This is a genomic window from Actinomyces sp. oral taxon 171 str. F0337 (genome assembly GCF_005696555.1).
In the GTDB taxonomy this organism is placed as follows: domain Bacteria; phylum Actinomycetota; class Actinomycetes; order Actinomycetales; family Actinomycetaceae; genus Actinomyces; species Actinomyces oris_E.
On the sequence record NZ_CP040005.1, the window covers coordinates 1,346,641 to 1,359,459 of the forward strand.

At 69.5% G+C, this 12,819-nt stretch carries 11 protein-coding genes; 7 read left to right on the forward strand and 4 right to left on the reverse strand.

Annotated features, from left to right (window positions below; genetic code table 11):
• Nucleotides 1-7 precede the first annotated feature (7 nt).
• The gene (locus FBF36_RS05985; protein ID WP_009393369.1) at nt 8-1,333 is read left to right on the forward strand and encodes an alkaline phosphatase family protein; all 1,326 of its coding nucleotides are present in this window, start codon (nt 8-10) and stop codon (nt 1,331-1,333) included.
• Nucleotides 1,334-1,399: 66 nt separating this feature from the next.
• Here the strand turns inward: FBF36_RS05985 and sepH are convergent, their stop codons facing one another.
• A complete protein-coding gene (sepH, locus tag FBF36_RS05990; protein ID WP_138137285.1) occupies nt 1,400-2,878 on the reverse strand; it encodes a septation protein SepH in 1,479 nt (492 codons plus the stop codon).
• Between the two features lie 320 nt (nt 2,879-3,198).
• Here sepH and FBF36_RS05995 point away from each other — a divergent pair, with 320 nt between their 5' ends.
• The 4 genes from FBF36_RS05995 to FBF36_RS06010 are packed head-to-tail and all read left to right on the forward strand — an operon-like array spanning nt 3,199 to nt 5,427.
• Nucleotides 3,199-3,504, forward strand: coding sequence for a DUF4193 domain-containing protein (locus FBF36_RS05995; protein WP_004565030.1), 306 nt, complete (start codon nt 3,199-3,201; stop codon nt 3,502-3,504).
• Nucleotides 3,505-3,531: 27 nt separating this feature from the next.
• Nucleotides 3,532-4,239, forward strand: a complete 708-nt coding sequence (locus FBF36_RS06000) for a DUF3710 domain-containing protein (RefSeq protein WP_009393365.1) — start codon at nt 3,532-3,534, stop codon at nt 4,237-4,239.
• Complete coding sequence (locus FBF36_RS06005) at nt 4,240-4,617, forward strand: OB-fold nucleic acid binding domain-containing protein (protein ID WP_009393364.1); 378 nt, start codon at nt 4,240-4,242, stop codon at nt 4,615-4,617.
• A gap of 33 nt (nt 4,618-4,650) precedes the next feature.
• Nucleotides 4,651-5,427, forward strand: coding sequence for a DUF3159 domain-containing protein (locus tag FBF36_RS06010; RefSeq protein WP_009393361.1), 777 nt, complete (start codon nt 4,651-4,653; stop codon nt 5,425-5,427).
• Nucleotides 5,428-5,442: 15 nt separating this feature from the next.
• Here the strand turns inward: FBF36_RS06010 and FBF36_RS06015 are convergent, their stop codons facing one another.
• Both FBF36_RS06015 and FBF36_RS06020 read right to left on the reverse strand, forming a co-directional pair.
• Nucleotides 5,443-6,105 (reverse strand): potassium channel family protein, encoded by a 663-nt coding sequence (locus FBF36_RS06015; protein WP_009393360.1) that lies wholly within the window; start codon nt 6,103-6,105, stop codon nt 5,443-5,445.
• 3 nt (nt 6,106-6,108) lie between these two features.
• A complete protein-coding gene (locus tag FBF36_RS06020) occupies nt 6,109-6,732 on the reverse strand; it encodes a potassium channel family protein (RefSeq protein WP_232272232.1) in 624 nt (207 codons plus the stop codon).
• 91 nt (nt 6,733-6,823) lie between these two features.
• Between FBF36_RS06020 and FBF36_RS06025 the strand changes: the two genes are divergently transcribed.
• Both FBF36_RS06025 and FBF36_RS06030 read left to right on the forward strand, forming a co-directional pair.
• Nucleotides 6,824-8,911 carry an APC family permease gene (locus FBF36_RS06025; protein WP_034490961.1) on the forward strand — a complete coding sequence of 696 codons (2,088 nt, stop codon included), beginning with the start codon at nt 6,824-6,826 and terminating at the stop codon, nt 8,909-8,911.
• The gene (locus FBF36_RS06030) at nt 8,908-10,305 is read left to right on the forward strand and encodes a class I SAM-dependent RNA methyltransferase (RefSeq protein ID WP_009393357.1); all 1,398 of its coding nucleotides are present in this window, start codon (nt 8,908-8,910) and stop codon (nt 10,303-10,305) included. The genes FBF36_RS06025 and FBF36_RS06030 overlap by 4 nt, the downstream gene beginning before the upstream one ends.
• A 92-nt stretch (nt 10,306-10,397) precedes the next feature.
• Here FBF36_RS06030 and FBF36_RS06035 read toward each other — a convergent pair whose 3' ends face one another.
• Entirely contained in the window at nt 10,398-12,530 is a 2,133-nt protein-coding gene (locus FBF36_RS06035) for a DUF5979 domain-containing protein (RefSeq protein ID WP_225792478.1), read from the reverse strand.
• Nucleotides 12,531-12,819: the final 289 nt, after the last annotated feature.

The following is a 12,819-nucleotide window of genomic DNA, read 5'->3' on the forward strand; positions in this document are numbered from 1 at the left end:
GGTACCGATGATGGGACCCCGGACCGTCAGCGGGCAACCCGCATCGTTTCCCGCCCTGGACTCCCCACAGGATCCGGCGCTCCGCTACGTCCTGGCGGTCGGTGCCGTCAGCGCCGGGTTGCCCCTGTCCGACGCCGGGCACGATGGCGATACCGACCTCAGCCTCGACGTTGAACCTGTCGTCTCCGACGCCCGGGCCCGCATGGTTGCCCGCGGCTGGGGGATCGAGCCGGTCGGCGAACCCGGGAAAGCCGGTGGCTGCCCGGGAACCGTCGTCGTCCTCGTGGACGGGCTGGGCCTGGAGATGCTCCGCCGGCGCCGCGGACACACCCCCACCCTGCGCCGGTGGCTGGGCCAGTGCGAGGCCGGCGCTGCCGGTGGCGGCAACGCGATCCGTACCTGCCGGCCCTCGACGACGGCTGCGGCCCTGACCATGCTGGGGACCTCCGCCCTGCCCGGCACCACCGGCATGGTCGGCTACTCGGTGCTCAACCCCCTCCTGGGGTCCGCTCTTGACGCCTCCGCCGTCCCCGGCCCCGACCAGGTCCTCAGCCTCATCACCTGGAAGGGCGACAACGTCCCCAGCCCCAGGTCCTGGCAGGACGTGCCCACGATCTTCGAACGGCTCCCGGCCGGGAGCGCGGTGAGCATCGGACCAACCCGCTTCGCCGGTTCCGGTCTGACCGAGGCCGCTCTACGAGGTGCCACACACCTGGGAGCCGACCGGCTGGAGGACCGGCCCGGCCTGGCCGCCGGCGCTCTGCGCCGCGGCACGCCACTGGTCTACCTCTACGTCGGCGAGCTGGACAAAACCGGTCACAAGCACGGATGGCTCAGTGAACAGTGGCTTACCCAGCTCGAGCGCCTCGACGCCGCCATGGCTGAGCTGGTCCGCCGTGTCCCGGCCGGAACCAGGATCATCCTCAGCGCCGACCACGGCATGGTCGACACTGATCCTGACCACCGCATCGACCTGAGCGCCCACCGCGAGCTCGTTCGCGACGTCGTCGCCGTGGCCGGCGAGCCCAGGCTGACGCACCTGCATGTCGCTGACGGCGACGCGGACCTCGCCGCCGAGGTCGCCCAGCGGTACCGCCGCGTCCTGGGAGAGCGCGCGATGTGGATCGGGACCAGGGAGCAGACGGGTGAGCACCTGGGCGCCCTCGGCCCCCGAGCACGAGGCGTCGTCGGCGACGTCGTCGTGGCCATGGCCGACACCTGGGTCCTCGTGGACCCCCGGGTCCACTCCGAGTCCGCCATCGCCATGCCCGGTGTCCACGGATCCTTCACTCCGGCCGAGACCGAGGTGCCGCTGCTCATCACCGAGACCTGAGGGGCCCGAGAGCTCTACGAGCCCTGCAGGGCTCGTAGAGCTCTCTGGGAGCTTCCTGGCCTCCGGCTACTCGGGCCTGGCGCCGAAGACGATCTCGTCCCAGGAGGGTACGGAGCGCCGTGAGCGACGGCGGGACTTCTTCTTGGCCGGAGATGTCCGGGGCATATCGGGCAGGGGTTCCTGCGTGCCCGCCTCCGAGGCGGCCGACGGGCCGGGGGAGGCCTTGGCCAGGACCTCGGAGCGAGAGGGCATGGGGATCTCCGGCACCGGCTCGGTGGGACTGTCCGCCGCCAACGGAGCCCGACGCCCCACGGGGACTCGCTCCACAGTGGGACTCGGGGCCGACGGTGCTGCCGAGGGCGCGCTGGAGGCCGTCACCAGCCTGGTGCCGGCCGGGTGGTTGCCGGTGTGCAGACGCCTGCGCTCTGACATCGAGTAGACCTGTGCACTCAGGCCCGCGGCCTGCTCCAAGGGCTCGTCGTTGGCTCCGGCGCCGGCCTCGGCGCAGCGCTCCTCGATGCCCCGGGCCGGGGGTGAGGGGACCTCAGGGCTCTCGGGACTGCTGGTGTAGTCGATGCCGTGAGGATCGGTGAAGGCGTCCTCATCGTCGTTGCCCTCGCCGGCAAAACCGTTCAGGTCGTTGTCACGGGGCATCTCGACCTCGACGCGCCGGCCCCGGCTGGAGGCCAGGTCGGCCAGCAGCGCGTCGGTGTCGTTCGCCGACATGGCGCCGCTGATGGGGCGTCCGTACTCCCGAACCGGCAGCATCCCGGCGGGCATCTCGACGGCCAGGCCGGAGGGCTCGCCGGAGGCCGCGGCCGGGGCGGAGACGGCTGAGACCGCACCACTGGCCGCTGAATCCGCGGCCGCGGGGGAGTGGCCCGACTGGGCCGACGGCGCTGAGGCTGACGCTCCGGGGGCCTTCGAGTCCTGGTCGAAGACGGCCGGGCGCTTGGCTCCCGCACCGGCCTCCGTGAGCCAGCGCGCCTCATCGTCCAGGGCATGAACCGCGCGGGCCGTCAGGTCCAGTGACCAACGTGCCTGCTTCTCCTCGGCGGACTGTACGAAGGTCACCATGATGAGCCAGGGGTCGCGGCCCTCGCGCAGCGCGTCCCACTCCAGGCTGGAAGGGTCGACGCCGCGCGTGGCCAGTCGGTCCACCACCAGCTCGCCGAGCAGGGGTGAGTCCTTCTCCCAACCGATTCGGCAGGACTGGGCCTGCGAGACGGCCCACTGACGCTCCGCGAGCACCGGCCCCTCGAAACGGCGCACGTGCTCCACGTCCATGCCCGTGCTGATCGCGACCTCGGCCGCGGTCGCACCGGCACGCATGTAGGCCTGGAGCTGCCGGGGGCGCAGGGGTGCCGGCGCCTCGGAGACCGTCCCCGACGGGGGCAGGATCGCTCCGCGGTCACGGCGCACCGCGGCCCTGAGGGCGTCGTCGACGACGATGCTGTAACGCTCGCCGTCCTCGTCTGTCATGACAATCGTGTCACCGTTGGCACCCAGCAGCTCGAGTTCGACCATGGGCGGGGCCTCCTTCATCCCGTGTCAGCACGATATGCTCCACTGTGGCCCACAGCCTGCCATCCGCAGGCGTCGAGCCGTGGGAGGCGCAGCGGTGTGCCACATGTGAAGCACGTGTGAATACCCTCGTGAAAACCCTCGGGTCGGGCGCACTGCAAGCGAATCGTGTTCTTTCGTCGGGCGATTTGGCTTGACGGGCCACGTGGCGGTGCTATTGTGCGCGTGCCTTCCGGGACGGGGATGCCGAATCGTCGGCACGACGCCTGTGCGCGTGCACGGATCGGCTCCCGTCTTCCGAGGGGCACCCGAGAGCCGTCGACAGAAAGAGTGACGAGGCCATGGCGACCGACTACGACGCCCCGCGCAAGAATGATGACGAGCCTGAGGCCGATTCCATCGAAGAGCTGACCTCGCGGCAGAAGGACCAGTCCTCCGCCGCGATCGAGGAGGATGAGAACGAGGCCGCCGAGGGCTTCGAGCTTCCCGGGGCGGACCTGTCCCGTGAGGAGCTGAGCGTTCACGTCGTGCCTCAGCTCGAGGACGAGTTCACCTGCTCAGAGTGCTTCCTCGTCCATCACCGCAGCCAGCTGGCCTTCGTCGACGAGGCGACCGGTCTTCCGGTGTGCGCCGACTGCGCCGGCTGACGCTCCCACCCAACTCAGGAGATCCCCATGGGACTGTTCTCGCGCCGTCGTGACGACGCAACCACCGATTCCGACGTGTCCACACTCAAGCGCGACCCCGTCAAGGACGACCTCGGCGAAGCCGCCGCCTCCGGTCCGTGGGACCTCAGTGAGCTGCCCGAGGACCAGGAGGAGGTGCCCCGTATCGACCTGGGCGCGCTGCAGGTCCCGGCCGTTGACGGGATGCAGCTGCGCCTGGAGCAGGCGCCCGACGGCACCGTCACCGCCGTCGTCCTGGCGCTGGGCGGCTCGGCGCTCGAGCTGCGGGCCTTCGCCGCGCCGCGCACCGCTGGCATCTGGGACGAGCTCCGCGGCGACATCGCCAACGAGCTCGCCGGAAACGGTGCCCGTTACGAGGAGAGCCTCGGGGAGCACGGCACCGAGCTGGTCGCTCACCTGCCCATGCGCGGTCCCGACGGCACGATGACGACCGGCACGATCCGCTTCCTGGGGATCGACGGCCCCCGCTGGTTCCTGCGCGGCGTCCTCCAGGGACCTGCTGCCTCCTCCGAGCACTCCGCCCAGGCACTGCGGGAAGTGCTGCGCGGAATCGTCGTCGTCCGTGACGGCCAGGCCCGTCCACCGCGGGAGATCCTGCCCCTGCACGCGCCCGGAGCCGTGACCGGCCCCGAGGCCGAGGACCTGCCCGGCATCGACCCGCTGGCGCCCGGCCCGACCATCGCCGAAGTGCGCTAGATGGGGGCGTTGTCGGCCCGTGTGAAGCGGCTCTACGAATCGCTGCGCACCAGCCGTGAGCACCTCAAGGCCGAGGAGGAGGAGCGCTCCGCCAGCCGGCGGGGCACCGATCCGATCGGGGCACTGACCTCGCGACAGCGGGCCCGCGTCTCAGGTGTGCTGCAGGCGGTCACCTACCGCTCGAGCCAGGACAAGCCCATCCTCGTCGGACAGCTCTACGACGGCACCGGCAGCATCGACCTGGTGTGGTGGGGCCGGCGACGCATCCCCGGAATCAAGCCTGGAGCCCATCTCCTCGCTGAGGGGCGGGTCGCCGACGGCACCCACCGCCAGCAGATCCACAACCCCGCCTATCGCCTGCTGGGGCCGGGGCAGTAGCAACCGGCAGCCACCTGCGGGAAGGACCTATGAATGAGCAGCCGTTCCACTGGAACCGCCCGTACGGGCCTGGAGGCCATCGACTCCGAGCGCTTCGACGCCCTGGCCGCCGTGGGCGGGTGGCGCGGCATCCTCGAGTCCGTCGTGCCCACCCTCATGTTCGTCCTGGTCATGGCGGTGCGGCCCACCGCACTGGTGGCGGCCCTGGTCGCCTCCCTGGCCATCAGCGCCATCGGCCTCATGACCCGCCTGATGCAGCGCCAGTCCCCGGCCCAGGTCGTCGGCGGGATCGTGCTGGTCCTCGTCTCGGCACTGTGGGCCTGGCGCAGCGGCGACGCCACCAACTTCTACGCCACCGGCCTCATGATCAACGCGGCCTGGCTGGTCGCCTGCCTGGTCTCGCTGCTCATCGGCTGGCCGATGGTGGGCGCCTTCATGACTCTGTGGCATCGCGTCACCGACGAGTCGGACCGTAGTGGAGGCGACGACGCGAGCGAGCACTCGGACAGCACCGAGGAGCCGCAGGTCGACGATGATCCTGCCGCGCGTCCCTCGGCCTGGCGCACCGAGCCGGCCCTGCGCCATGTCAGGCGCCGCTACCACGCCGGCACCTGGGTCCTGACGCTCATGTTCGCCCTGCGGCTCGTCGTCGAGGTACCCCTCTACCTGGCCGGCGCTCAGGCCGTGTCCTACCTCGGGGCGGCCCGCCTCATCCTGGGCGTGCCGCTGTACGCCGTGACCCTGTGGTTCATCTGGCTGCTGGTAGCTCCCAGCCGGATCGCCCAGGCCCAGGCTCTCACCGAGCGGTAGCGCCGCCGCCCACCGTCACGTGAAGATGAGGGGCAGCTCCTCCAGGCTGGACTCTCCCTCGCGCGCCGTGAGGAAGATGAGCTCGTCGCCACGCTCGAAGCGTTCGTCACGGTCCGGTGTGATGGGGCGGTAGTCGCGCAGTATCGCAGCCAGCACCGTGTGGGGCGGCAGCTCGATGTCGGTGACGAGCTCGCCGATGACCGGTGAGTCCTCCGGCAGGGTCAGCTCGTGCATGGAGGCACCCGACTGGTGGAAGTGGAAGATGCTCACCAGGCTGCCGACACTGACGGCCTCCTCCACCAGGGCCGTCATGAAGCGCGGAGTCGACACAGCCACGTCCACGCCCCAGGTCTCATCGAAGAGCCATTCGCTCTTGGGATTGTTGATGCGCGCAACCGTGCGGGGCACCCCGTACTCGGTCTTGGCCAGCAGAGAGATGACCAGGTTGGCTTTGTCGTCCCCGGTGGCGGCCACAATGACGTCGCAGGTCTCGGCCCCGGCGCGCTCCAGGGCGTCGATGTCGCAGGCGTCCGCCAGCTGCCAGTCGGCCTCCGGGACCGAGGCGATGCGCATGGCCTCGGCGGAACGGTCGACGAGGGTGACCTCATGGCCGTGGCTGATGAGCTCGCGGGCGATGGAACGGCCCACGGATCCGGCTCCGGCGATCACGATCTGCATGGCTCAGGCCTCCTGGGTCGGGGCGAGTGACAGGGCACGGCGGACCTGGCCGATACGGTCGGTGCTCACCGCCAGGTGCAGCCGGTCGTGCTCCTGGATGACGGTGGCGGCCTCGGGCAGCATCGCCGTGGCATCGCGTGAGATCCAGGCCACCCGCACCCTCAGGCGGTCCTCCAGCACCCCGATCGTCGTACCGACCCACTGCGGGGAGGCGTTGGGCTGGATGAGAGCAACCGTGCCCGAGGGGTCCTCGAGCTCGCGGGCGCTGGATCCCGGCAGGATACGGCGCATCATCTGGTCGGCCGTCTGGCGCACGGTGGCCACCGTGGGGATGCCCAGGCGCTCGTAGACGTCGGCGCGCCGCGAGTCGTAGATCCTGGCGACGACGTTGTCCACGCCGAAGCTCTCCCTGGCCACGCGCGCAGCCACGATGTTCGAGTTGTCCCCGTTGGACACCGCGACGAAGGCATAGGCCTCGTCGATGCCCGCCTGCTCCAGGGCGTCGCGGTCGAAGCCGACCCCCTTGACCTTGCGACCGTTGAAGTCCGAGGGCAGGCGGCGGAAGGAGTCCGAGGAGCGGTCGATGACGGACACCGAGTGCCCCATACGATCGAGCTGAACAGCCATGGACGCTCCGACGCGGCCACAGCCCATGATGACGAAGTGCACGAGGAGGACGGTACTCCGTTGTCGGGCCGCGGACGTAACATCTGGAGACGTGCGTGACTTCGCAGACCGCATCAAGCGGCTTCTCGTCGGCCGTCCCGTCCCCAGCGGTGCTCTGGGGGAGACGCTCCTGCCCAAGAGGATCGCCCTTCCAGTCTTCGCCTCCGACGCCCTGTCCTCCGTGGGCTACGCCCCTGATGAGGTGCTCATCACTCTGGCCGTGGCCGGCGTCGTCGCCACCTCACTGTCCCCGTGGGTCGCTCTGGCCGTCGTCGGTGTCCTGGCCGTTGTCGTGGCCTCCTACCGTCAGACCGTCCACGCCTACCCTTCGGGCGGCGGCGACTACGAGGTGGTCTCGGCCAATCTCGGCTCCCACGCCGGCCTCCTGGTGGCGTCGGCCCTGCTGAGCGACTATGTCCTGACCGTTGCGGTCTCGGTGTCCTCGGGCACCTCCTACCTCGCGGCCGCCCTACCCGCCCTGGTCCCCTACAAGGTGGAGATCGCCGTCGCGGTCGTCACCGTCCTGGCCGTGCTCAACATGCGCGGCTCGCGCGAGTCGGGTCGAGCCTTCGCCATTCCCACTTACCTGTACATGGGCGTCATCGGCATCATGGCCGTCGTCGGCCTTGTCCAGGAGCTGACCGGGACCCTCGGGCGGGCTGAGTCCGCCGGCTTCGACGTCCTCACCCACGCCGGCTGGGAGCAGGGCCTGACCGGCCTGGCCGGAGGCTTCCTGGTCCTGCGGGCCTTCTCCTCGGGGTGCGCGGCCCTGACCGGCGTGGAGGCGATCTCCAACGGTGTTCCCAGCTTCCAGCGCCCCAAGTCCCGTAACGCCGCCACCACGCTGCTGCTCCTGGGCGGAATCGCCGCGCTGATGCTCATGAGCGTCATCCACCTGGCCGGCGCCGTCGGCGTGCGCATGGTGGAGGACCCTGCCCACCAGCTCCTGCGCAACGGCGCCCCGGTTGGGGGCAGCTACCACCAGGACCCCGCGATCGGACAGATCGCCGCCACCGTCTTCTCCGGTTTCCGCCCGATGTTCTACCTGGTCGCCACCGTCACCGGGCTGATCCTGGTCCTGGCCGCCAACACTGCCTTCAACGGGTTCCCGGTCCTGGCCAGCGTCCTGGCCCGTGACGAGTTCCTGCCCCGCCAGCTCTCCCAGCGCGGCGACCGCCTGGCCTTCTCCAACGGCATCATCGTCCTGTGGCTGGGGGCCGTGGCCTTCCTCATCGGATTCGAGGCCAATACGACCCGCCTCATTCAACTCTACATCGTGGGCGTGTTCATCTCCTTCACTCTCTCCCAGGTGGGCATGGTGCGTCACTGGACGCGCGAGCTCACCATCGCCACCGAGCCCAAGGCCCGCTCACGCATGCACCGCGCCCGCATCATCAACTCCATCGGTGTGCTGGGCACCGGGACGGTCCTCGTCATCGTCCTGCTCACCAAGCTCACCCGGGGAGCCTGGATCACCCTGACGATCATGGCGCTGCTCTACCTGGTGATGAACCGGATCCGCCGCCACTACCGCAGAGTCAGTGAGGAGGTGGCCATCTCCGACCTCCACGACGCCCGCGTCCTGCCGGCCCACGTCCACGCCATCGTCCTGGCGTCCCGCCTCCACCAACCCACGCTGCGGGCCCTGACCTACGCCCAGTCGACCCACCCGACCGCCCTGGAGGCCCTGACGGTGGACACCGGCGACGGCGGCGCCGAACGCCTCCTGGACGCCTGGGAGGAGGCTGACATCGCCGTGCCCCTGACGGTCCTGGACTCTCCCTACCGGGACATCACCCGCCCGGTCATCAACTATGTCCGCTCGGTGCGCCGCGAGTCCCCTCGCGACCTCGTCGTCGTCTTCCTGCCCGAGTACATCGTGCGCCACTGGTGGGAGCAGATCCTCCACAACCAGACCGCCCTGCGCCTCAAGACCGTCCTGCTGTTCACCCCCGGTGTCGTCGTGGCCTCCGTGCCCTGGCAGCTGGGGCTTCCCGGTCAACGGCACTTCCACCACGGCGTGCGCGCCCGCACCGCCGAGGGCATCATCGACGCCGACGTCGCCATGCGCCGTCACGTCGACCAGCACAGCCGCTCCACTACCGGCGGCGTCGATGCAGACCCCCAGGAGATTCGATGAGCCCCCAGCCCAGCCGGACCGGAGAACCGCCCGTCCAGAGTCGCGGCGAGCCGCGCGAGCTGACCCTGGCAGTGGGGGCGCCTGCGCACGGCGGGCACTGCGTGGCCCGCCCCGTGGACGATCCGGGCGGCCGCGTCATCTTCGTGCGTCACGCCCTGCCTGGTGAGACGGTGCGGGCCCGCCTGACCGAGATGACCTCGCGGACCTGGCGCGCCGATGCCGTTGAGATCCTCCAGGCATCACCGGACCGCGTCGCGTCCGTCTGGCCCGACGCCGGCCCAGCGGGCGTAGGTGGGGGAGAGCTCGCCCACGTGGCCCTGGACGCCCAGCGCACCTGGAAGCGCTGGGTCCTGGCCGACTGCCTGCGTCGAATCGGTGGGCAGGAGGTGGCCGACGCCGTCGCCTCCCTGCCCGAGGCCTCCGCCGCAGCCGCCGTGCCGATCGAGCCCATGCCCACTGACGCCGTGGCCCAGGCCTCCACCAGTGCTCGACGGCGTGCCCTGGCCGGGACCGCCACCCGCACCCGCATCAGCCTGACGGTGAGTGAGGACGGCAGACCTGGCATGCACGCCTTCCGCTCCGGGACGGTCCTGCCCCTGCGTCGCCTGCCCCTGGCCGTCCCCGCCATCACCGAGATCGGATTGCTGGAGCGCTCCCGCTGGCGCGCCCACTACCGGCCCGGTATGCGCATCGAGGCCATCGCCCCCAGCGGCAGTGAGCCCGTGGTCCTGCTCGACGAGCGGCTTCTGACCGCACAGGCCCGCAGCACCGGGCGGCGCCGGGTCCGGGAGGTCGTGGACGCGTCCGCCCTGGGGCTGGGGGAGCTGACCTACTCCGTCCATGCCGAGGGCTTCTGGCAGGTGCACGTCGACGCCCCCCGGGTGCTGGTCGAGCGCGTCGTGCGGGGCGTCCTGGGGGAGAACCTTGAACGTGCCGCCGGCCGCCGCGTCCTGGAACTCTACTCGGGGGCCGGCCTGTTCACCCTGCCGCTGGCCTCTCTTGTGGGGGCCGGCGGTCAGGTCCTGTCCCTGGAGGGCAATGAGCAGGCCGTTCGCGACGCCCGCCGCACACTGCACGACCACCCCGCCGCACGCCTGGCTTCGGGACGCGTGAGCGCCCGCTCGGTGCGCGAGCTCGCCGGCTCCTTCACCGGCGGTCGCCCCGACGTCGTCGTCCTCGATCCACCGAGGCAGGGGGCCGGGCGCGAGGTCATCGAGGCCGTCAGCGCCCTGGGAGCCGAACGGATCGTCCTGGTGGCCTGTGACCCGGCGGCCTTGGCTCGGGACCTGGGAACCCTTCTGCGGGCCGGCTATGTGCTGGGGTCCATGAGTGCCCTGGACATGTTCCCGCACACGCACCACTTCGAGACGATCGCGGTGCTTGACAGATCCTGAGCCAATCGACGGCAAAGGCGATGGGCCCCAGTCCTTCACGGACTGGGGCCCATCTCATGCTCCGGGAAGGAGCCTAGTCAGCCGATGGTCGGTCACGATGCGCGACGACGGACGGCCAGGATCACATATCCCGTCACCAGGAATGCGGCCATGGCTGCGATGACTGGCATGGCGTTGGAGCCGGTGCTCGCCAGGTTGCTGCCGCTATTGCTTGGTGGCGTGCTGGCCGAGGTGCCGGGCGTGGGGACCTCGGTGGGAGTGGGCGTCGGCGCGGGGACCTCGGTGGGGGTCGGCGTCGGCGTGGGCTCCTCGGTGGGAGTGGGCGTCGGCGTGGGGACCTCGGTGGGGGTCGGCGTCGGCGTGGGCTCCTCGGTGGGAGTGGGCGTCGGCGCGGGGACCTCGGTGGGGGTCGGCGTCGGCGTGGGCTCCTCGGTGGGGGTCGGCGTCGGCGTGGGCTCCTCGGTGGGGGTCGGCGTCGGCGTGGGCTCCTCGGTGGGGGTCGGCGTCGGCGTGGGCTCCTCGGTGGGGGTCGGCGTCGGCGTGGGCTCCTCGGTGGGAGTGGGCGTCGGCGTGGGCTCCTCGGTGGGGGTCGGCGTCGGCGTGGGCTCCTCGGTGGGGGTCGGCGTCGGCGTGGGCTTCGGGACCTCCGTGTAGGTGTTGGTCACCGTGACAAGGGTGGCGCTGGCATCGCCCTCCTTGATCGTGAAGGCTCCGTTGTCGATCTTGGTGTCGACCGTGTAGCCCTCGCGCTCAGCGCCGCCGTCAGCCTGCTTCTCCTTCTCGGTGACCTCGCAGTTGGTACCCACCGGTACGGACGGGCCGTCGACGGGCGTGCCGTCGCCCTTCACCTCAAGGGTGCCCTCGGAGCCGTTCTCACACGTGTAGGAGATCTGGAAAGTCTCCTTGGAGAAGGCCTCCTTGTTGCTTCCCTCGACCTTCTTCACGACGGAGAAGGAACCGGTCTTCTCAATGACCTCGTTGTACAGGCCCACAGCCTGCACAGAGGAATCGACCGAGAACGTCGCGGTCTCCGGCGTCTCAGTGCCGTTGATGGAGAAGGTCTTGCCTCCCCAGCCAAGGGCCCCGGGAAGGGCCGCTGCGGACGTGTCCTCCGTCAGCGTGATCTTGGTTCCCTTGGGGAACTCGCGCAGGGTGTCCCCGGCCTGCTGCTGGCCCGCGGCCACCTCAACGGTGTAGGGGTTCGATGCCGGCTTGTTGGCCCAGGTCGGGTAGTTGGCCTCGGTCGTGCCGTTGGGGAGCTCGTAGGCGACGTTCACGCGGATCTTGGTGTCCGCAGGGACGTCGTTCTGGTGAGCGCCGGTGATGTACTTCTTGACCCCGAATGAGCCGAAGCCCTGAGTCAGCTGTACGTCGTAGGAGATCGGGTCCTTGTAGGCCATCTGTGCGGACACCGTGGTGTTCTTACCGCCGTTCAGGGTGGCGCTGTTGGTGTAGACCTTGCCCGGGACGATCTTGCCGCCCTCGGCCAGGGACTGGTAGACGATCTCGTAGTTCGCGTTCTTGGCGAAGTTGCCGTCCGTACGGGACAGGGTGATGGACGCAGTGGTCCCGTCGGCGCCGATGGTCGGCTTCAGAGTGAACTTTCCGTGGTCGGTGTTCATGGTTGTGCCATCGGCCTTGGCGACGTCGAAGTAGCCGTCGGCGCCACCGCCGAATTCCTCGGGGTTGACCCGCACGTACCAGGAGCCGAGATCCGGGTTGAGCTTCTGCCCGCCCCCGGAGACGTCGTTGAAGGTGACGCTGTTGATGCTACCCGCCTCCGCTTCCAGGTGGTTGGCGATGGTGGTACCACTGAACTGGATGTGCCAGTTCAGACTGCTGGAGTCGCGCTTGAGGGAGTTGGCGTACTTGCCAAGGTCCTTCTCAACCCAGGCGATAGGCAGAATCCGCTCGTTGTTGGGGTGGAAGACCTCGGTGCCGGTGCCGTTGGCGTCGAAGGTGGTCTTGTTGACCTGGGTCACCTTCTGGGCCACGATCATCTGGTTGCCCGACCCCTTGAGGTCGCTGGCCGCGCTGATCGCGGTGTTGAAGGTGCAGGTGAGGGTCTCGGTGGTCGTGACGCAGTCACCCACCTTGGTGCCGTTCCCGAGAACAAGATCGTCGTGTCGACCGATCTCGCGGTACCGGTACTCCTCCGGAAGGCCGATGCTGAAGGACTGGCCCGGCTGTGGATCGGCGCTAGAGGCGTCCCAGGCGAACTTCATGCGAACCGGGTCCTCGAGGTGCGCAGGCTTACCCGGAAACTCAGTTCCATCCTTGTCAGCGAGGATGAGGGGACTGAAGGAAATCTTCACTCCGGTGTTCTGGTCTGCGCTCGCACGAGGTGCTAATAGCGCAACAAAGCTACCCAGTGCGACCAGCAGTACGCCGGCGAGCAGAGTCGCCACGTACTTGCGATGCACAGAGAGGTGCTGTAGGTGCATTCGTTATCTCCATCTTCATGGGTTGACATTCCTGTGTTGTGGGGAATTACAGGAATCCGTCAAGATACTA